This window comes from Blautia sp. MCC269, assembly GCF_018785655.1.
Lineage (GTDB): Bacteria > Bacillota > Clostridia > Lachnospirales > Lachnospiraceae > Blautia_A.
In genome coordinates, this window is the sequence record NZ_WQQE01000063.1 from 112,049 (window position 1) to 132,753 (window position 20,705).

The following is a 20,705-nucleotide window of genomic DNA, read 5'->3' on the forward strand; positions in this document are numbered from 1 at the left end:
ATTTATTTCATGCAAACCGAAAACAAAAAAGGCTTTCAAGTAAAGGATTTGATTGTCACAGCTCTTTTATCTTTGTGCGCACTTGTTATCTATATCCTTTGTGCGTTCCTATCTTTTTCTCCCTACACGATGTTAGTGGTAAGCCCATTGTGGTCACTATTGGCAGCTATTACATATTTCCTTGTAGCAGCTAAGACTAAGAAACCGTGGACACTGTTCATTTTTTGTGCGATAACAGGCATTTATGGATTTTATCCGCCCATGATAATTTGCTGCATTATTGCTGGCATTATTTCTGCGTTGATCGCGTGGAAAACAGGTTGCACTAATGGAAAAACACTTACGATCAGTTATATCATTTATATGGTTTTAGCAGCATTCAGTGGTACATATATTCCCTTCTTGTTTTTCTCAAATCAAACACTTGAGCAGTATGCGGGAATGTTTGGCGAAAGTTATTTGGGAATTTTGCAAACGTTAGTATCACCTGTAACAGCTATCATAATGCTTGTCGTTGTTGCAATTTGCGCCTTTGTTGGCGCGCTCAACGCTAAGAAACTGCTCAAGAAGCATTTCAAAAAAGCAGGTATGGTGTAAATGAAGTAATTATATGTGTCAGAAGGAGGTGTGCCATTATGCCCTTAACATCATCTATGGAGGACTATTTAGAGGCTGTGCTGGTGCTTCAGCAACAAAAGGGCTATGTTCGCTGCGTAGATGTGGCGGAGCTTTTGGATGTAAAAAAGCCTTCTGTGAGCCGGGCTGTCAAAGAACTGTCTAAAAAGAAATGCCTGATAAAAAAGGACGATGGCACACTCTCCCTCACAGAGCAGGGCCAGCAAATCGCCCAGCAAATCTATGAAAAGCACCAGTTCTTTACCAAACGACTCGTGGAAGCTGGTGTTCCACAGGATATTGCAGCACAAGACGCTTGCAAGCTGGAGTATGTTATTAGTGAGATAAGTTTTAAGAAATTGAAAGAGGCCGTTTGGATAAATGACCGGGAGGTGATACCATCGGAGAAATAATCATTATGAAACTGAACGAGGAAGAAAAAAAGATTTTTGAAGATTTCCTTTCATTTTTGCAGCTCCATCCAGAGCTAAAAAAATGGGAGCTTTCCTCGGAACCGGTGCTATCTCTCCCCGATCTTGAGATTGACCCCAGCCAAAGGCTGGTGCGCTGTAATCAAAAAGAAGTGGGCCTAACAGCAAAGGAATATAGTCTCCTATGCCTGCTGACAGTTAATAATGGACGAGTGTTGACCTATTCCCAAATCTATGAAAAGGTATGGGGTGAAGCTCTAACAATAAATGAACGAGGCACCATAGGATACCATGTACGAAACCTACGCAAAAAGCTCTATTCCGCTGATCCGCACCACCCTTTTATTATAGAAAGTGTCCGCGAGGTTGGGTATCGCTTTCAAACAACTTCCTAAATATTCACAGAGCGCAGTCTGAATGGCTGCGCTTTTCTTTTTCTCAAGGTGAGGCTATTCGGGAGGATTTTTCAAATTTCACACCTTGTCGTTTGTGTTTGACAACTTTCGGATGGATTGAAGAATGGATAGGCAGAGGTATGCAGGAATCCGCTAAGACTATGGCTGCACTATTGGCAACAAATGGAATGAAATAACTATATGTTACCCTTTCCAGCACTCCGCTGCTTTTCCTATACATTCTTATTCAATCATACATTTGAGGATATTTCTTTTTCAAATATGCTCTGAGCAAAATAGTTCCAATATTTATAAACAGAATCACAAGTATCAGATTAAGCGGAAGATATTCTCTTATCAAATTTCCCAATACTGCTACAAATGAAATACTGGATATTAAAACCATTTTATATAGGTCATCCCATATCTTCTTATATTGTTCAACTCCAGCCCAAACAAGGAATACACATCCGAGAATCCCAGCAGTAATCATAAGCATAGAGAAAAACCCTTTAAAGAGCATTTCTCCGGCAGTATCGCTTATATATTCCAACCGTTCAAACCATGCTATATATTCTTTGCACCAATTTATCGGTATCATTATTAGTTGCAGCACATCTTGTTGAAATGCTCCATTTTGAAGAAACGAAAAGAAAATTACACAAAGATATCCCCAGTCCCAAAAGAACTGATTTTCTTTCATATCAGCAATTTCCGATTTTGCTTTTCTCCTGGCTCTTTGTATCTCCATATCTGCCCGGTTCTTTTCCCTTTCAATCTGGTACTCTGCCTGCCTTGCCTGTTTTTCTGCCTCTTCCTGTTTCTTTTTTGCCTGTTCAACCGCTTCCACCGATGATTGGTTCACCTGCATTACTAATTTAGAGTTCCGGTCCCGAACGTCTTTTATTTCTTTTTCGAGCTGCTCTTGCTCGTTCCTTCTCATCAAGCCGTTTCTGTTCCTCAAGTCGTCGTTGCTCTGCTGTAAAGACTGATTGAGTTTCCGCATTTCGGACAATTCTTCTGTCATCTGCTGAATTTCGGCATTCGACTTCTGCATTTCTTCTTGCATTTCGTGATTCTCGAAGAATAGCCTCTGTTTTTCCATTTTCAGACTGTGTGTTCTTTTCTGAAATTCCAGGATAAACTCGTTCATCTTCTGATTTCTCACCTGTAACTCGTCCCTCTCTTCCGTCACTTTCTCCAGTGTTTCTGCCTGTTCCTTCACAAGCTGCTTCCACCTGTCGGTAGTACCCAATGAGTTCTTCGTCTGCTCCTGCTGTTCGCTCTGCTTCGGCTCGTATCCTTTCGTAATTTCCATTAAATTCATGCTCCAACGCCTCCTTACTGATATCCAGATGAAACGTTTTGGACAGATTGCTGTCACGCACTTTCTTCCCATCCTGATTCTGGAATGTGATATGCTTTCGCTTTTCCGTCCAGTTCACCCTCCATCCGAACTGTTTCATTTTTTCTATAAACTTTTCTTTGCTGATACAATTTTCCAGTGCCTTTAATACCGCCATTGCACAGTCCGCTACAAAACTGTCCTTTACCTGTTGACGGAACAGGTTATATTTATCTTTGCTCCATGCAATGACTTCCCCTTTTTCAATCTGGCTTCCATCAAAGTGCTTTCCTTTCTCGACAACTGTCAGTCCACGTTCTCGGCACATCTGATTGGTAAGCTGTTTCATACGTTCCAGATCCTTTTTGGTGTTATGCAGTTTTCTCCCATCTTCATAACTCACAGAATTTGTCACCAGATGACAGTGAATATGGTCTTTATCCTTATGGACTGCCACTAAGGTCTGAAATCCCTGAAACCATTTTTCTGCGAATTCTTTTCCAAATTCAAATGCCTGTTCCAGAGTAATCTGCTCGTCCTTATGCCAGGAAATAATGTTGTGAGCGTACATTCTCCCAGAATCTTTATCCCACACCTTCTTTTCCTCTAAAAATGCTCTGTACACCAGATCATAATTGATCTCATCATGGCAGTACGGTCCAGTCACATAGGTAAGTTGTTCACTAGTCTTATCCTGCCGCAGCACATATTCGATGCAGTTTCTCATTGCTCCATGTGTATTTGTCCGCTTATTAATCGTCTTATTAATAGCCATATCTTTTCACTCTCCTTCCTGTACTTAAGAATATTTTTATTAAGGAAATACAGCATACTGTCATTCGGAATTTCTCCATCTGTATGCAGCTTTCTTGCAATCTGATTGATATTTGTAGTAGCTCCACGAAGCTGACTGAGAATATCTGCAAACATCTGGTTCAATCTTTTCAGTTCTTCCACTTCCTCTGTAGAAGCTATCTTCAAGTCTGCAATTGCTTTTATCACAACTTCTTGCTGTGTTCTTCCGGATTCCTTTATTTTGCTTTGAAGTAGCTCATATTCCGCTTTATTCATCCGTATAGTTACTGTATGATTTCGTTTTCTCATAGGCTTTTATTTCCTTTCTCTACTTGATTTCTGCTCTATATTTACAACCATAGCGTTATGTCTAAATTAACAGGGGATTCCATAAGGGGATGTGTAACGTTCCCCTTTGGTAGATGCAAGACAACGTCTTAGCCAATCCGTGGCAATCTGAGAAGAAGTATCCAGTGGATATTTCTAACACAGAATTGTCACCATTGGCGTGCCGGGGTTCCAAGGGGCAGACGCCCATGGCAAGTTTAGGAACAGCCCAAAGGCTGGCTCCGGTGCAGAGTGGCTTGCCACTTTGCGAAACTTGCCTGTCATCTCCCCACCACTGAACCGACACGTACCAAGCCATATTTTCCACCCTACGTTATCAGATCAAAATGGAGATGACAGTGGTCTTGTGGTGCAGGAACTGACTGTGGAAGAAAAAGAAAAACTCCCCTTCCATAGATTTTCTCTTTCTGAAACAGGCTGTTCATGCATCACTCCGATACGAAGTATCGGACAATCCTATGCCGTATCCGGCACTTTATTCTTTTCTTCGCCTTGCTTGTTCAATCCGCCCATCTGCCAACGCTTTTCTGTTATATTTTCCTGTTATTTCTGTCTTTCTTTTTCTGGATCTCTTTCCATTTCTGCTAAAAGACATAATAATAGCAGTCGTAAACATTCCACTGATCTTTACCAATAGAAATGCCATCACTGCCATCGTCTTTTTCTGCTATTCTGTTTTTGTAAATCTATTCCTTACTGTCAGTTTGTTTTCCTGTTACTGCTATTTCATAACCATCTAAAAACTGTCTGCAAAATCCAGTGCTGCATCCATATCAGCTTCTTTCTCCCAGTCCAGATTATCTTCTGCGATCTCTCCATCCGTTTTCTCCATTATTAGTGTTCTGTCCGACAGATTACTTTCTCCTACCGATTCTTTTACAAACGGTACAAGCATTTCCATCAGGTTCTTCGCTATAGCCATCGGAACGGATTCTTTCACTCCATCCCTGACAGCTGTTTCCACTTTTTCCAAAAACGCATCTTCCTTTTCTCTGGTTTCCAGATACGGATCTGCTTCATTCCTGTACTCTCTGGAAAAATAATCGTTTAAAGCAACTACAACTGCTCTGGTGTACGATTTATATTTTTCCCTGTCCATCGTCTGCAAATATTCCCATGCCTGCCTGTCCTGTTCATCACAAAGTTTCTCTGGATTTTCCTTACGGTCATTGCTTCATAACCTTTCGCTGTGGCACAGATATCCCGTACAATCGTTACCCGACTCTTGTCATATTCTCCAAAATTCTGGATCATACAACCGCCACCGCCGACCACGTACAGACGCATCAGTTCTGGATTATATTCCCGTTCTCTCAGCTTATGGAAGATTTCTTTCGTATAATCTCCGGCAGCTTTACTAATGACTGTCAGATATTTCTCACCAATATCTGCTGTCCCGGTACGGATCACCTGCTCAATCACCAGATCGTCCACCACTGTTCCCAGTTCTTTCAGCAGGGATTCCCTTACAGCAAGCACACACTGATGCGTTCCATATTTCTCTGTAAAGCATTTCTTCTCTAATGGACGGGAATTGTTGATATACATGATGTTCATAGTTCCGTTTCCAATATCTACCAGCATGTTGATTCCTTTGAAATCCTGTAAGCGGTAAAAGGCTGCTGCAAATCCCTGTGGGTAAATATCAGCTCCTGCAAACTCTACATGATACTCTTTATTACGGAATATAAAATCTACACTTTCATTCTGGAGAAGATATTTCTGGAAATCTTCTTTCTGTGTAGCTACCCAGGTAAGCGGAAGTCCGGCTGCAATGTGTACCTTTGCCCGATTCATTCCTTTCCCATCAAGTTCTCTTGCGATAACCGCCAGTGTCAGCACATAATAGTCCTCATCCTGCGTTTTCTCTGCACAGAACTCCTTGTGTTCCTCTCCGATCTGGTAATACATTCCATTGTAAACAAGAAGATTATTCTGAAAAATTGGCTCCTCGTCATATCTGGCTACACCGGATGGAAAGCATCTGGTGGCAGTTTTCATGTTTCCATAACCATGATCAATCCCGATCACCATAATTGTTTCATTTCTGTTATTTTTCATCATTCTCATAATCATACCTCATTCTTTCTTTTCTTATCCAATCCTATTAATACTTACGTGAATTGATAAGATAGATATTTTATTTACTAGTTCTTTAATAATTCATATTTAATAACATGGATTATTAATAGCAACGGTTTGTCCAGTATGGGATTTACCATATCTGGTTTTCCTATTTTCTGATGTCCGGAGATAGAAATTTCCTATGACCTGATTGTCCAAAATTGGACTGTCCACCATTAGGCATTTTCTCCTTCGCTTAATCATTTTCTTCTCCTAATGGAACTTCCCGGATAATATATTCGGTATCGCCATAAAAGCCATATTCATTACGCAATCTATGGCGTTCCACATATCCATGATGCTCTAATTCCTTAATTGCAGAACGAACAGAATCAATCCCATCTCTGCTCAGTGTTGCCAGTCCTTGCATATTGTAATTCCAGTCCTCTGGCAAACTTAACATCAGTGACAATAGACCTTTCGCTTTCAATGTCAGATTCTTATTCTTGAAATGGTGATTACTCATTACCGTAAAATTCTTAGTTCTCTCTACACGAAAAATCTGTGCCATGCTCCCCCACTTCCTTTCCGGACAGAAAAAGACGCAAGCCATATTCTTATGACTCACGCCTTTCTCTACTCATATTTGCAAAATCTTTATTTAATTTTGGACTCGGCGAATCCAAACTTGTTTTTTCTTTTTCAGATTGTTTTTCTCAAGCAAAACCACCCTTTTCAATAATTGTTGCGACACCGTCGCAACTTTTCCATCATTTAAACATAAATCAATTCCTTGAGAATAATCTCTTCCGCAATCGCTCTGTGCTGATTAGCAGCACTTACCCAGGCCATCTGATCTGCTTCTTTATCCGGTAATGGTTCTTTTTCTTCCAGCTGCTTCAGGATCACTTCTTCCCGTTCTCTTGCTGCCTTATCTACTTCCAGAAGGTGTTCTCCAATTGTATCCTGTAAAAGCATCACCTGATAGGTTGAATTTCGATGGTTCTTCAGATAATCTCTGCGAAGAAAACCATACTTGCCAAGTTGCTCCATCTGTTCTCCGGATTTATAGGTGAGATTCGGGATCAGATATCCATTTACATTTGTATACGTTAATTTCATTTTATTAGCACTCTCCATTTCTCATCATTTTTTGACCACAAATTTACGACATTTACGACAAATCTGACACTGCTTTACAATACCAGACAAAATGACTGATGCCCCAGAAAGCCTGTAAAACAGGCACTTCCGGGATACACAAGACAGGACAAAAATCGACTTCCATTATCAAGAGGTGAGTGCTAATTTTATAAGAATTTTTCAACTGATTTTTCAACTCCGCTGAAGAAAGAATGGAACACCGGATCACAGAACTCCAGAAAAGCCAGAAGATTCTTCATGATAAGATCATGCACCTGAAATCGAATCAGACAGTAGCCCTTCATACTCCCATTATCCGTCATATTTCCAAAAGAAATTGTTATATTAAGACAACTCGCCCCATTGCAACTTATGATGTGGTACTTGATAATATGTTCCACTTCCGCAATGAACTGAACCCTGTTTCTACCTTTCAAATGGCAGCTTATATATTTTCGGATCCGGCTGATGCCAGTTCCATATCCACTGCCCTAACCAAAAAACGCAAGCCACATTTCTATGACTTACGTCTTTTTACAAATTTTACAGGAGACCTACTCTGATTTCCTGCGATGTCCAAGTCTGCCTTTAAAATCCTCGTAACCGAAATCCGTCAGACGTTCCATGGTTTCATCACCATGCCGCAGCCAGATATCAGGCAGGGGCATTCCGTTAAAGGTATTGTTTTTGCAGGTTGTATATATGGCCATATCACCAAACATGAGAAGATCTCCGTATGCCAAAGGCTTTTGGAAGCTGTAATCTCCTATAACATCCCCGGACAGACAGGTTGGTCCTCCAAGACGGACTGTAACGGCATTCTCTCCTGGCTCCCCTGCTCCAAGAAGGGGCGGACGGTAAGGCATTTCCAGAACGTCTGGCATATGACATGCAGCACTTCCGTCCAAAATTGCAAGCCGTGTATCACCATTTTGCAGTACATCCAGCACAGTTGTCAGAAAGAATCCTGCATTTAAAGCCCATGCCTCTCCAGGTTCTAGGTAAATATCCACCTTCCATTCTTCCTTTGCCGCCTCAATGCACTTTTCAAGCCGTGCAATATCATAACCTGGTCTTGTAATATGATGTCCTCCTCCCAGGTTCAGCCATTTTACCTGAGAAATCAGATCTCCGAATTTCACCTTTACCGCTGCAAGAGTAGTTTCCAAATCAGAGGAATCCTGCTCGCAAAGGGTGTGAAAGTGAATACCATCCAATAATCCGGTCAGATCCGGATGCATTTTCACAGCAGACTCCCACTGTGCTCTCGTGGTACCCATACGACTGCCCGGGGCACAAGGATCATAAATTTCATGTCCTTCCTGGGTAGAACATTCCGGATTGATCCTGAGCCCTACACTTTTCCCGACCTGCTTCGCTCTTTTTCCAAAACGGAGAAGCTGGGAGGGTGAGTTAAACACTATATGATCTGCAAAGCAAAGCAGCTCTTCAAATTCATCCTCACGGTATCCAGCACAAAATACATGTACCTCTTTTCCTGGCATCTCTTGGGCGCCAAGCCTTGCTTCGTACAGTCCACTTGCTTCTGTTCCAGCCAGATAAGGCTCCAGAAGGTGATAGCAGTCATAATTGCTGAAAGCCTTCTGCGCCAAGAGCATTTTACATCCTGTTTTTTCGGCAATCTTTCCCATTAATTCTGCATTTTTTATAAGCGCTGTTTCGTCAAGAACATAACAAGGCGTCTTGATTTTCCGAAATTCCGGTGGAATAATTCCGGCGGATGCTTCGAAGGGTGGTCTTATATCTGTTTTTTCCATTAATCAACCAGCTCCGGATTATGATTTTCACTGCGTGGAAGTCCGTATTTGTCAAGTGCCTCCAGGAACGGATCCGGGTCAAATTCTTCTACTGTATACACTCCTGGACGAATCCATTTTCCGGTAAGCATCATTAATGCCCCACACATGGCCGGAACGCCTGTCGTGTAGCTGATTGCCTGGCTTCCAACCTCCTTATAGCATTCCTGATGGTCACAAATATTATAAATATAGTAGGTTTTCTCCTGTCCATCCTTTACTCCGGTGAAAATACAGCCAATATTGGTTTTACCTTTGGTACGGGGACCAAGGCTTGCCGGATCCGGAAGAAGCGCCTTCAAAAACTGGATGGGAACAATTTCCTGTCCGTTATAGTTGATCGGGGTAGTGGAAAGCATTCCCACATCCTCCAGACAGCGCATGTGATCCAGGTAGCTCTGTCCAAAGGTCATAAAGAAACGAATTCTCTTTACTCCCGGAATTGTCTGGGCAAGGGACTCGATTTCCTCGTGATGAAGAAGATACATATCCTTATCGCCAACCTGGTCAAAATCATATTCCCGCTTGATGGCCATCGGAGGAATTTCCACCCAATGTCCATTCTCCCAGTAGCTTCCAGGAGCGCTTACCTCACGAAGGTTGATCTCCGGGTTAAAGTTGGTTGCAAACGCATATCCGTGGTCTCCTCCGTTGCAGTCCAGAATATCAATAGTATCAATCTGGTCAAACTCATGCTTTAATGCATATGCACAGTATGCCTGTGTAACGCCCGGGTCAAAGCCGCAGCCAAGAAGTGCAGTAAGTCCTGCCTCTTCAAATTTCTGCCGGTATGCCCACTGCCAGGAATAATCAAAATATGCGGAAAATCCAGCTTCCTTACAGCGTTTTTCGTAAATAGCCCGCCATTCCGGATCATCGGTGTCTTCGGGCTCATAATTTGCCGTATCCATATAGTTTACGCCACATGCCAGACAGGCATCCATAATTGTCAGATCCTGGTATGGAAGTGCAATGTTCATTACCAGATCCGGTTTGTAACTGTTGATCAGCTGGATCAGCTGGTTTACATCATCTGCATCTACCTTTGCCGTGGTAACAACTGTTTTTGTTTTTCCCTCCAGTTTCCGGGCAAGCGCATCACATTTTTCTTTTGTCCTGCTTGCAATACACAGTTCTGTAAATACCTCATCTGCCTGACAACATTTCTGGATTGCTACACTGGCTACTCCGCCGCAGCCGATTACAAGTACTCTGCTCATGTTTTTTATCTCCTTTTTTTATATTTCACTATCGCAGCTGTTTTTATTTCGCCACTGCCAGCAGCAGTTCCCTGACCACCTTGCATGCTGTGGCTGTGGAAACACCGCTTGGATCCAGCATAGGTGCCAGCTCATTGACATCTGCTCCCACAATATTTAATTCTGATACCTTCCGGATAGCCGCAAGAAGTTCAAGGAAGCTTACGCCTCCCGCTTCCGGTGTACCGGTTCCCGAAAATACGGATGGATCCAGGCAATCCAAATCAATGGTAAAATATACCGGAACCTGCTCCCTGTCCAATTCCTGTATGGTCTCTTCCAAGCCTTCAAAGGTAAAAGGATGAAAATCTGTATGCTCCTTTGCAAACCAGAATTCTTCTCTTTCCCCACTTCGGATGCAAAACTGATGGATCCGTCCATCTCCCAGAATATCATGGCATCTGCGGATGACACACGCATGGCTTAAACGGGCACCAAGATAATCATCCCTCAAATCTGCGTGGGCATCAAAATGAATAATATGAAGCCCTGGATATTTTCTGGCTACGGCTCTTACAGCCGCTAGCGTCACCAGATGCTCGCCGCCTAAAAGCAAGGGTATCTTTCCTGCTTCCAGAATTTCCCAGGCACGATTCTGTATATCAGCAAGCGCCATTTCACTGCTACCGAAGCAAAGCTCCAGATCTCCACTGTCAAATACCTGAATATCTGTAAGGTCGCGGTTCTGATAAGGGCTGTAGGTTTCCAGTCCAAAGCTTTCATGACGAATGGCAGAGGGGCCGAACCTGGCTCCAGGACGAAAGCTTGTGGTAGAATCAAAGGGCGCTCCATAAAGAACAATCCCTGCTTCCTCAAAGCTGCTGTCACAGCCGATAAAATTCTCAATATTTGGTAAAATCATAAATCAGTCCTCCACCTCCTGAAGCATTTCCTCCAGAAAAGCCGGAAGATAAAATGCGCCTTTGTGAAGCCTTGTGGTATAGTAACGGGTGCGAAAATTCAGGGCGCTCCATGCCTCCGAATCCAGATCATCCACCGGATGGTACTTTTTACTTGCAAAACCAAACAGCCAATAGCCGGCAGCAAAGGTAGGAATATGCGCCTGATAAACACGACTGATCTGGAACGTACTGGCAATTCTTTTGTGACTGCGCTGCATGGCATGGGCGTCCTCAGAATAAAAAGGACTTCCCTGCTGATTGACCATGATTCCATCCTCTTTCAGCGCATTATAACAATTTCCATAAAATTCTCGGGTAAACAAGCCTTCCGAAGGACCAAAAGGATCGGAAGAATCCACAATAATAAGGTCATATTTATTTTCACAACGTCGGATAAATTTCAATGCATTTTCATAATGAAGGTGCACTCTCCTGTCATCAAGCCTGCAGGCATTTCCCGGAAGATAGGCACGGCAGGCTTCCACTACCATGGGATCCATCTCTACCAGATCAATATGGCGGACACGGTCATATCTGGTCAGTTCACGTACAACTCCTCCGTCTCCTGCTCCGATCACAAGAATATCCCTGGCTTCTTTGTGAACAGCCATAGGTACATGGGTAATCATTTCGTCATAAATAAATTCGTCACGTTCCGTGAGCATTACATTTCCGTCCAGTGTAAGAACCCTGCCAAATTCAGGTGTCTCAAAAATATCAATTCGCTGATAGTCGCTCTGCTTTGAGTAGAGCTGACGGTTTACCCGGATACTATGCTTCACATCCGGTGTATGAAATTCCGAAAACCACATTTCCATTTTCTTTACCTCCCTGCCAGAGTATGTTTTAAAATCATTCCCGCAAGATGTGTGTCACAATTTGCAGACAGCCTTTTTCAAACACGCTCCAACACATTTAATCGTAATATATCCGGATCTTCCGGACCTGTCATGTTGCATCCTTTTGCCTTGGCATATTCAATGTAATCCAGAATTTCCGGGGTAATTCGCTCCCCTGGAGCCAGAATTGGGATTCCCGGAGGATAACACATTACAAATTCACTGCATACCTTTCCTTCCGTTTCCCTGAGAGGAAGGCTGCATTTTTCTGCATAAAACGCTTCCTGAGGGCTTGTTACTACCTGGGGATCAATATATTCCTGATCCAGCAACCCTGATTTATCCTTCTGGAAACGCCTGCGGATTTCCGCAAGGGCACTTACCAGCCGCTCTATTTCCTGGGCACGGTCTCCAATTGACAGATAAGCCAGAATATTTCCAATATCACCAAATTCGATCTGAATATCATATTCATCTCTCAGAATGTCGTAAACCTCAATTCCTGCAAGTCCGATATCCAGAGTATGCACACTTAATTTCGTAATGTCAAAATCAAAAACCGAATCTCCATTCATCAGTTCTTTTCCAAATGCGTAATAGCCGCCAATGGCGTTAATCTCTTCCCTTGCGTATTCTGCCATATCTGCTACCTGATGGAAAATCTGACGTCCTCGCTGTGCAAGATTCCTACGGGAAATGTCAAGACTTGACATCAGAAGATAGCTTCCGGAGGTAGTCTGGGTCAGGTTGATGATCTGACGGACATAACCTGCATGGACGCCAGGTCCAGTCAGAAGAAGACTGGACTGGGTCAGGCTTCCGCCGCTTTTATGCATGGATACAGATGCCATATCTGCACCAGCTTCCATTGCCGAAACCGGCAGGCCTCCTCCAAAATAAAAATGAGTCCCATGGGCTTCATCTGCCAGACACAGCATTCCTGCTTCATGAGCCATCCGCACAATTGCACGAAGGTCACTACAAATTCCATAATAGGTGGGATTGTTTACCAGCACAGCCACCGCATTGGGATGCTCCTTAATTGCCTTTGCCACCTGTTCACGGCGCATTCCAAGAGAAATTCCAAGTCTCTGATCTACTTCCGGATTCACATAAACCGGAATTGCTCCGCACAGAACCAGCGCATTCAGCACGCTTCTGTGAACATTGCGGGGAAGAATGATCTCGTCTCCCCTCTTACAGGCAGTTAACACCATGGTCTGTACGGAGCTTGTAGTTCCGCCAACCATGAGAAAGGCGTGAGCTGCTCCAAAGGCATCTGCTGCCAGTTCTTCTGCCTCCCGGATCACGGATACAGGATGACAGAGATTATCAAGAGGCTTCATGCTGTTTACATCCACGCCTACACATTTCTGCCCCAGAAACTCAGTAAGTTCCGGATTTCCTCTTCCTCTTTTATGTCCTGGCACATCGAAGGGTACCACCCTCATGCGCCGGAAATTTTCCAGAACCTCGTGAATTGGTGCACGATTCTGGTTCAGTTTAAAACGAGTTCTGTTCATTGCGTCTCCATTTCCAGTTCCTTTGTCTGTATAAAGAATCCTGTTTGCAGGATTCTCCGCCTGTAAAGGGGCGTCTCCAGCGCCATCTGCTCTTCCATTGCAGTGGTATCCTACCCGGCAGAGCTTTTTATATAACAGGAAATTCCAACGGAATTTTCTATTACACAAAAAAGCAGGCTGCCTCAAAACTGCAAACCTGCTTGGATCATTCTTCCCGATTCTATCTCCATTGACTTATAATAAATACAGGAATCCTCGTATTTACATAAAATAGAAATCCAGATGATATATGTCAGAGTCTATATAGCAATCATACTTTTACTACTCTTATTGACCGTTTCACAAGTCTGCACATCAGGCGCATAGTGGTTATCAGAGGAACCAACTTATAAAATTTGAGCTTCTAACTCAATCAATAAGGCAACCAAAGTTACCATCAGCGGCAGTGGACCCGGCTGTCCGTATGGCCTTAACCCCAAATGGAGTGATCCAAAATAATTGCTTTGAAAAGACTCTTTCTTTGTCTTTCAAAATCTTCATAAGCATAGCACATATGAAAATGCATGTCAACTGTTTCAGAATCACTTCTTCCCGTTCTCTGGCTGCCTTGTCCACTTCCAGAAGATGCTCTCCAATAGTGTCCTGCAGAAGCATGACCTGATACAGAGAATTTTATGGTTCTTCAGATAATCTCTACGTAAGAATCCATACTTGCCAAGTTGCTCCATCTGCTCACCGGATTTATACGTAAGATTCGGAATCAAGTATCCATTTACATTCGTGTACGTTATATAAATAGGGCATTCGCAATCCGCTTTCGCTACTTGCTCATGAACGCAGTTGCCTTGCTGCCTGCGTTCATTTTATTAGCACTCTCCATTTCTCATCATTTTTTGACCACAAATTTACGACATTTACGACAAATCTGACACTGCTTTACAATACCAGATAAAATGACTAATGTCCCGGAAAGCTTGTAAAACAGGCACTTCCGGGATACACAAGGCAGGATAAAAATCAACTTCCATTATCAAGAGGTGAGTGCTAATTTTTTTTCATTAAGTAGGGTCACCTTAAATGAAATAGTAATTTCCACCATTAGTCCTTTACGTTCTTATATTGAAATTAGGGGTGGAACTTAGTCCTGCAATAAGGTATCCTATAACAAATACCAGGGTACACTGGCCCATATCCTCCGATCGCCGGAAATGATCCATTTTTATTACAAAGGAGGATTTATCTATGGCTACTAATAATATTGGAAACCACAAACACCTTACTCTCGCTGACCGTGCTGCTATCGAACATGGAATACAGATTGGCGAAAACTTTACACAGATCGCTCAGAGGTTAAACAAAGATTCCTCTACCATCTCAAAGGAGATACGGCGGCATCTCATACATGTTCCTCATTATCAGGATGACCTGCAGAAGAAACGCTCAGAATGCCGGTTCTTTCATTCCTGTTTCGCCTTTTCTCCTTAAAGGGCAGCCATTATCTCATATTTACGCTTCCAATCAACATCTTATCGATTGTTCCATCCGTACACTGTATAACTACATTGATCATGGATATTTTACTGCTATCAATTTGGACCTCCCCCGCAAAGTACGCTATAAAAAGCGTCACAAGACCAGAAAAGCTCCTGAAAACACCGGCTACCGTGAAAACAGGACATACCATCATTTTGAAAAATATCTTGAAGAATATCCAGACACAAATGTTGTAGAGTTAGATGTTGTGGAAGGAGCTGGTGGAAAATCTGAGAATGTCCTCCTGACTATGTTATTTCGTAACTGTAACCTTATGCTCATTTTTTTACTTGAAGCCGATAACCGTAAAAATATCAGGGAAGTTTTCCTTTGGCTGTATGAACAGCTTGGAGCTGATCTATACCACAAGTTATTCCCTGTTATCCTCACAGACAATGGCTCCTCTTTTAAAGACCCTGAAATATTTGAACGTCCTGGAAATACAGCTCGTTTATCCCGGGTTTTCTACTGTGATCCTATGTCTTCCTGGCAGAAAGGCAAGCTGGAAAAGAACCACGAATTTATCCGTTATATCCTTCCCAAAGGCGTAAGTTTCGCACGGCTGAACCAGAACAAGGTAACGCAGATAGCCAACCATATCAATAGCGTAGCAAGAGCCAGTTTAAACGGCTGTACCCCATTTAAACTGGCTCAGTTACTGATAGACAGAAAACTATTGGAACTTTGCAGTCTTGAAGATGTACCTACGGATCAGGTGATATTAAAACCCACTCTGTTAAAGCACTAAATATCACATTCATTTCCGGCATCGTATTCTCCAGACCGGTGGAAGTTACCCTTGCAAAAAAACAGCCAGCGGTCCTTTGGTGATGTTCCAATCCCGTAAAAACACGGTGTTTTCTCTTTATATTATAGTTTTGTTTTGTGTAAATATCTATATCTAGTAGAAGTTAACTCTGCAAAAATCCCTTTACTTATCAGTATTGGCACATGGTGGAAGTTACTTTTTCATTCAACCGAATTTGTGACCCCTCTTATGTGCAAAATCTGTAACCCGTAACCCTTGCTCCATCTTTCTCTCCTCCTATGGCATTAACTAAAAAAATCAAACTCGTCCACCGCAAAGGCGATGTCAATCTGGAATGGCTCTCGCTGTGGCAGCTGTAATCCCTGTTCATCTGCAATTACCAGATAATAAGTAGCTGTATTGCTGTATTTTAGAGATTTTAGATTAAACTGACAACGGAAAGTTCTTTCTGCACCGTTATCGCTGGTCTTATCTGCAATAATCTTCTGAATATCACTAATCTGTTTGCCGTCCTCATCTGTAAAATAAACTTGATAAGTTGCTGCTTCACGATTTGTACTGACCGCATCTTTTTGATAGAAGTTCAACGAAAAAATCATATTACTGATTTTACGGTTTGCGGACAGTAAATTAACCGTTACCGGTTTGGTATCATATTTCTGTTTATTACGCTTGTATTCCATAGAATCATTACGGAGATAATGATACTCAATCACCGGAACAACCATTTCCTGCAAACTGATACCACCATGCACAAAATTCATACCGCCGCCATTCATTTTGATACGAATACTTTCTCTCGGTGCAAATCCATCGAATTCCGTATTTCCGCCCAAGAATTTTACAGGCATCAAGTAATCTGGTTGCACACCCTTCTGCATAATTGCATATCTTCTGCCATACTCCACACATCGCTTGATACTTTCTTTCTTTGTAATGTCAGAGTTTGTTACATCCACATCAAAAAAGCCTCTTTTATCTACTTTGTCCTCTTCCTTCAAAGGACTGTATGTATAAAGAAATCCATGGTCTGCCGTAATTAAAATATTCGTTCCGCCAAATTCATTTACAATGATACGCACAAGGTTCTTTAATTCTGAAATCGCCTTGTCACACGCAGCAAAAACAGCAGTATCCGAAGTGTGGCTGGCTTCATCTATGGTATCGTGGTAAATATAGACCACATCCATACCTTTTACCAAAGCACTTCTTTCCGCTCGTTTCATAGCAATGATGTCATTATACTTTAAAACCACGCTTGCCGAGTCTTCTGTTTTCAGAACCTTATCCCTATAAGTACTTGCCGTAGACTGCCCATCTGCCAAAACCGTCAAAATATCGTTCCGAACCTCTACTGTCAGTTCTTTGTGCGGCAACAAAGCTGCCATGTTTGTGTTATAATATGGACAAATAGTTATCCATTTCTTAATTTTACTATCTTCAATGGATGTTTATCAGGACTAATGCAGAGGTGACTTTATGAATTTTAATCTGAAACTAAAAAAATCCGGACATTCCGGAAAATGACACAAAAAGAACTGTCAGAGAAGATCGGACTGACCGATCAACATAGAATTGTACAATATGAAAAAGGCGTTCGTGTTCCAAAAAAAGATCTGGTCGATAAAATGGCACAGGCTCTGGATGTCAATCCTTATACCCTCTATGATACCGCTGGACGTGACGCTTCCGAAATGATGGAACTGCTTTTCTGGCTGGATGAATTTAATCCATCTGCATTGCATCTGTTTCTTCCTCGAAAATTTCCTGGTGAAAAATGCAATGAAGTAGCAGACACTTCCGTTTACTATCACGACAATGATAGCTGGCCGGCTCATGCTCCTGTCTGTATGTGGTTTGATTATGGGGTTCTGAATGATTTTCTGAAAGAATGGGTGGTTCGAATGAATGAGCTGAAATCCGGTGTGATTACCAGAGCTGAATATTTTGAATGGAAAATCAACTGGCCACAGACTTGTGATGGATGTGGGAAATTTGATTCTAAGAAACAGTGGAGAAAAAACTTTTAAAATTACAAACCGGAAATTTTAAATGGATTCCCGTATATTTAACCCATAAAGCAGATACAAAATCCCAGATGTACAGGTGAACAGACATGAAAAATATCCATAGCATTGAATTTTATACCGGAAGCAAGGAAGAATTGCTTCCCGGTTTTGAAAAAGATTTTCCCTATATCGCTTCGAGGGCAGAACTTGACAAATATATAGGGTGTTATGTACCGTGGCACTGGCACAGGACAGTGGAACTTTTTTATATGGAAAGCGGCAGTATTGAATATGATACGCCAGAAGGAAAAATATTGTTTCCGGCTGGAAGCGGCGGCATGATAAATCCCAATGTACTTCATATGACAAAAGCAATATCGCAAAAAGAAAAGAATATACAGCTACTTCATATTTTCGACGTTTCCTTACTTGCCGGAGAACAAGGAAGCAGGATTGAACAAAAATATATTTCGCCTGTCATAACAGCACCGCAGATTGAGGTAATCCCGCTTTTTCCGGGCAATGCAGAAGAAGAAAGGATTTTGAAACTGCTTACTGCCTCATTTCGTTTATCCAGTGATGAATTTGGATATGAAATAAAACTACGGAAAGCCCTAACGGAAATATGGCTCATGCTTTTTGAACTTTCACGTTCTATGCGTAAAAAGAAAGTGGGACATAACAAAAGCAACGATAAAATAAAACTGATGATGATATACATTCATGAACATTACAGAGAAAAAATATCTATTCCGGAACTTGCTGCGGCAGCATATTTAAGCGAAAGGGAATGTTATAGAGTGTTCCATGACTGTCTGCACATGACACCCATCGAGTATATAACAACTTACCGTTTACAAGTTGCCTGTCAGATGTTGGCAAAGGGGCAGGAAGCTGTTACTGTTATCAGTCATGAGTGTGGTTTAGGGAGCAGCAGTTATTTTGGAAAAGTTTTTCGGGAATATGCACATTGTTCACCTACAGAATACAGGAAAAAATGGCAGAATAGTGATAGGTAATGGCGGAAAAGAAATATTTTCCCTATGTCTTTTGCATTATAATGATACCTGTAAAGTAAATCAGCAATTTACAGGAGGTGAGTGCAAGGTAATAAAACTGAACATTCTGAACATGGAAAATTTTTTAGATACTGTCAATGCCTGTACCGATAAAGTATATATGCTCTGTCCGAACGGTAAAAAACAAAACATTAATGGGGAAGAAAAGATACAGGACAGTTTGTGGCGGCAATACTTCCAAAACAAAAACTGTCTGTGTCTTATTTTAGAAATTCCGAATCCAACGGACTATATGAACATTGTTTCATACTATGCAGGGGATTGCTGATTTGTCTGCAAATATTTCATTATAAAGGGGCCGAGCGTTTTATTTTCCATCCCCGCCCTTTTGAAAGGAGTTAAAAATGAAGTTGAGCATTCAGACCGCAGAATTGGCATTAAGGGAATCGTCAGAATCCAATCCGGGAGCATGGGCAGATCATTCCCGGTTTGTAGCCGAAGCCTGTAAAAACATTGCATCACATTGTAAAGATTTATCTTCTGAACAGGCATATATTTTCGGGTTGTTGCATGATATTGGACGCTATGCCGGAGTGAGTTCGGAAAGGCATCTGATAGACGGCTATCGGTACTGTATGGAGCGCGGATGGGAAAAAGCTGCACAGATATGTATATCCCACGCATTTATGATTCAGGATATTGCCACATCTATCGGTGTGTTTGATGTCAGTGATGAGGATTACCTGTTTATGAAAGAATTTGTTGCAAATGCGATATATGATGATTATGACCGTCTTGTACAGTTATGTGACGCATTGGCTATGCCGACGGGGTTCTGTCTTTTGGAAAAGAGATTTGTAGATGTGACAATACGGTACGGTGTTCACACGGCGACAATAGACAGGTGGAAAAGGATTTTAGAGATCAAAGAACAGTTTGAAAATCAGATCGGCTGTTCTATCTATTCTCTGCTTCCGGGTATTGTGGAAAACAGTTTTTGTTAGGGGGATACCACCCTATCCCTCCTAATTGTGTTGCAGTAGGGAATCCATACAGGGTGATACGTTATTTTGATACAGGCAAGGAAAGGTGGCAGCATGAAGTATAAGCATATTGTTTTTGACATTGACGGTACTCTGATTGATACGGAATATGCTGTATTACATTCTTTACAGGAAACTATAAAGGAATTGTCCGGGAGAAAGATACCATGTTCTGAACTAAGATTTGCGTTAGGTATTACAGGAACAGACGCTTTGAAAAAACTTGAGATAAAAGACACTTCCTATGCGATAGAATTATGGGATAAAAATATGCGTAACTATACAAATACCATTAAAGTATTTGACGGAATCATTGAATTATTGAAAAATCTTCTAAGTCTGGATTATGAAATGGGGATTGTCACATCAAAGACAAGGGAAGAATTTACACATGATTTTTGTCCGTTTGGTATCAGTCATTATTTCAAAACAATCATATGTGCAGACGATACACAGGAACATAAACCCAATGCCGCACCGATTTTGAAATATGTGGAATTATCAAAAACAGACCATAGTAAAGTGCTTTATATTGGAGACAGCAAATATGACAGTAAATGTGCGGAAGATGCAGGAATTGATTTTGCTTTGGCAGTATGGGGCAGTCATAATAAGCACATAAAAGCAGATTATTTTTTAAAAAGACCTGCTGACCTGTTATCTGCTATCACTTCAGAGAAATTATATTGGCAATGAAAGACCGGGCGAAAATGACTCTGGCAGTTAAAATGTTCATAGAATATTTAAATAAGTAGCCTGTATGTGAAATAAAGGAAACTATGAAAAAATCTCTGTAAATAGGATTCTTCTATGATAAGAAAGGGTGAGTAGCTTAAAAACTAGGCTTTTCACCCTT

Annotated in this window: 22 protein-coding genes and 2 pseudogenes; 10 read left to right on the forward strand and 14 right to left on the reverse strand. The window is 41.8% G+C overall.

Annotation, left to right across the window (positions count from 1 at the left end):
- Positions 1-9: 9 nt before the first annotated feature.
- From GPK88_RS16585 to GPK88_RS16595, 3 genes are read left to right on the forward strand one after another with little or no spacing between them, the layout of a single operon-like run.
- Positions 10-597 (forward strand): MptD family putative ECF transporter S component, encoded by a 588-nt coding sequence (locus tag GPK88_RS16585; RefSeq protein ID WP_025655067.1) that lies wholly within the window; start codon positions 10-12, stop codon positions 595-597.
- Between the two features lie 38 nt (positions 598-635).
- On the forward strand, positions 636-1,028 hold the full coding sequence (locus GPK88_RS16590; RefSeq protein ID WP_025655066.1) for a metal-dependent transcriptional regulator: 393 nt from the start codon (positions 636-638) through the stop codon (positions 1,026-1,028).
- Between the two features lie 5 nt (positions 1,029-1,033).
- The gene (locus GPK88_RS16595) at positions 1,034-1,441 is read left to right on the forward strand and encodes a winged helix-turn-helix domain-containing protein (RefSeq protein ID WP_025655065.1); all 408 of its coding nucleotides are present in this window, start codon (positions 1,034-1,036) and stop codon (positions 1,439-1,441) included.
- 247 nt (positions 1,442-1,688) lie between these two features.
- Here GPK88_RS16595 and GPK88_RS16600 read toward each other — a convergent pair whose 3' ends face one another.
- From GPK88_RS16600 to GPK88_RS16630, 7 genes are all read right to left on the reverse strand, one after another.
- Entirely contained in the window at positions 1,689-2,291 is a 603-nt protein-coding gene (locus tag GPK88_RS16600; RefSeq protein WP_025655064.1) for a hypothetical protein, read from the reverse strand.
- A gap of 28 nt (positions 2,292-2,319) precedes the next feature.
- Entirely contained in the window at positions 2,320-3,561 is a 1,242-nt protein-coding gene (locus GPK88_RS16605) for a relaxase/mobilization nuclease domain-containing protein (RefSeq protein WP_182437591.1), read from the reverse strand.
- Positions 3,510-3,890 (reverse strand): plasmid mobilization protein, encoded by a 381-nt coding sequence (locus GPK88_RS16610; RefSeq protein WP_118670298.1) that lies wholly within the window; start codon positions 3,888-3,890, stop codon positions 3,510-3,512. The genes GPK88_RS16605 and GPK88_RS16610 overlap by 52 nt, the downstream gene beginning before the upstream one ends.
- Positions 3,891-4,665: 775 nt before the next feature.
- Positions 4,666-5,028, reverse strand: a complete 363-nt coding sequence (locus GPK88_RS16615) for a hypothetical protein (protein WP_252197798.1) — start codon at positions 5,026-5,028, stop codon at positions 4,666-4,668.
- Entirely contained in the window at positions 4,986-5,999 is a 1,014-nt protein-coding gene (locus tag GPK88_RS16620; RefSeq protein WP_252197799.1) for a ParM/StbA family protein, read from the reverse strand. Before GPK88_RS16620 ends, GPK88_RS16615 begins: the two co-directional genes overlap by 43 nt.
- A 250-nt stretch (positions 6,000-6,249) precedes the next feature.
- Positions 6,250-6,564: a helix-turn-helix domain-containing protein gene (locus GPK88_RS16625; protein ID WP_073962779.1), complete on the reverse strand. Its 315-nt coding sequence runs from the start codon at positions 6,562-6,564 to the stop codon at positions 6,250-6,252.
- A gap of 203 nt (positions 6,565-6,767) precedes the next feature.
- Positions 6,768-7,115, reverse strand: a complete 348-nt coding sequence (locus tag GPK88_RS16630; RefSeq protein WP_117440764.1) for a TnpV protein — start codon at positions 7,113-7,115, stop codon at positions 6,768-6,770.
- A 233-nt stretch (positions 7,116-7,348) separates the two neighbouring features.
- Between GPK88_RS16630 and GPK88_RS16635 the strand changes: the two genes are divergently transcribed.
- Positions 7,349-7,699, forward strand: coding sequence for a hypothetical protein (locus GPK88_RS16635; protein ID WP_173762555.1), 351 nt, complete (start codon positions 7,349-7,351; stop codon positions 7,697-7,699).
- On the opposite strand, the gene GPK88_RS16640 is transcribed toward GPK88_RS16635, so the two are convergent.
- The 6 genes and pseudogenes from GPK88_RS16640 to GPK88_RS19645 all read right to left on the reverse strand — a co-directional run bounded on the left by GPK88_RS16640 (position 7,691) and on the right by GPK88_RS19645 (position 14,273).
- Positions 7,691-8,914, reverse strand: a complete 1,224-nt coding sequence (locus tag GPK88_RS16640) for a carboxynorspermidine decarboxylase (protein ID WP_215708047.1) — start codon at positions 8,912-8,914, stop codon at positions 7,691-7,693. The two genes, GPK88_RS16635 and GPK88_RS16640, sit on opposite strands and share 9 nt — an antisense overlap.
- On the reverse strand, positions 8,914-10,173 hold the full coding sequence (locus GPK88_RS16645; RefSeq protein ID WP_173762557.1) for a saccharopine dehydrogenase family protein: 1,260 nt from the start codon (positions 10,171-10,173) through the stop codon (positions 8,914-8,916). The genes GPK88_RS16640 and GPK88_RS16645 overlap by 1 nt, the downstream gene beginning before the upstream one ends.
- Positions 10,174-10,216: 43 nt before the next feature.
- Positions 10,217-11,074 carry an agmatinase gene (gene speB, locus GPK88_RS16650; protein ID WP_173762558.1) on the reverse strand — a complete coding sequence of 286 codons (858 nt, stop codon included), beginning with the start codon at positions 11,072-11,074 and terminating at the stop codon, positions 10,217-10,219.
- A gap of 3 nt (positions 11,075-11,077) precedes the next feature.
- Positions 11,078-11,932: a polyamine aminopropyltransferase gene (gene speE / locus GPK88_RS16655; protein WP_173762559.1), complete on the reverse strand. Its 855-nt coding sequence runs from the start codon at positions 11,930-11,932 to the stop codon at positions 11,078-11,080.
- Between the two features lie 77 nt (positions 11,933-12,009).
- Positions 12,010-13,476 (reverse strand): aminotransferase class I/II-fold pyridoxal phosphate-dependent enzyme, encoded by a 1,467-nt coding sequence (locus GPK88_RS16660; protein WP_173762567.1) that lies wholly within the window; start codon positions 13,474-13,476, stop codon positions 12,010-12,012.
- 408 nt (positions 13,477-13,884) lie between these two features.
- Positions 13,885-14,273: pseudogene (locus GPK88_RS19645) on the reverse strand (TnpV protein).
- 445 nt (positions 14,274-14,718) lie between these two features.
- Here GPK88_RS19645 and GPK88_RS16670 point away from each other — a divergent pair.
- A pseudogene (locus tag GPK88_RS16670) lies at positions 14,719-15,757 on the forward strand (IS30 family transposase).
- A gap of 305 nt (positions 15,758-16,062) precedes the next feature.
- Here GPK88_RS16670 and GPK88_RS16675 read toward each other — a convergent pair.
- On the reverse strand, positions 16,063-17,223 hold the full coding sequence (locus GPK88_RS16675) for a PglZ domain-containing protein (RefSeq protein ID WP_294411875.1): 1,161 nt from the start codon (positions 17,221-17,223) through the stop codon (positions 16,063-16,065).
- A gap of 78 nt (positions 17,224-17,301) precedes the next feature.
- Between GPK88_RS16675 and GPK88_RS16680 the strand changes: the two genes are divergently transcribed.
- The 5 genes from GPK88_RS16680 (at position 17,302) to GPK88_RS16700 (ending at position 20,545) form a co-directional block, all read left to right on the forward strand.
- Entirely contained in the window at positions 17,302-17,808 is a 507-nt protein-coding gene (locus tag GPK88_RS16680) for a helix-turn-helix domain-containing protein (protein WP_173762560.1), read from the forward strand.
- An 86-nt stretch (positions 17,809-17,894) separates the two neighbouring features.
- The gene (locus GPK88_RS16685) at positions 17,895-18,806 is read left to right on the forward strand and encodes an AraC family transcriptional regulator (protein ID WP_173762561.1); all 912 of its coding nucleotides are present in this window, start codon (positions 17,895-17,897) and stop codon (positions 18,804-18,806) included.
- Positions 18,807-18,918: 112 nt separating this feature from the next.
- Positions 18,919-19,134: a ribonuclease HII gene (locus tag GPK88_RS18990; protein ID WP_243860597.1), complete on the forward strand. Its 216-nt coding sequence runs from the start codon at positions 18,919-18,921 to the stop codon at positions 19,132-19,134.
- A 76-nt stretch (positions 19,135-19,210) separates the two neighbouring features.
- A complete protein-coding gene (locus tag GPK88_RS16695; RefSeq protein WP_173762562.1) occupies positions 19,211-19,810 on the forward strand; it encodes an HD domain-containing protein in 600 nt (199 codons plus the stop codon).
- Positions 19,811-19,903: 93 nt separating this feature from the next.
- Positions 19,904-20,545 carry an HAD family hydrolase gene (locus tag GPK88_RS16700; protein ID WP_173762563.1) on the forward strand — a complete coding sequence of 214 codons (642 nt, stop codon included), beginning with the start codon at positions 19,904-19,906 and terminating at the stop codon, positions 20,543-20,545.
- Positions 20,546-20,705 lie beyond the last annotated feature (160 nt).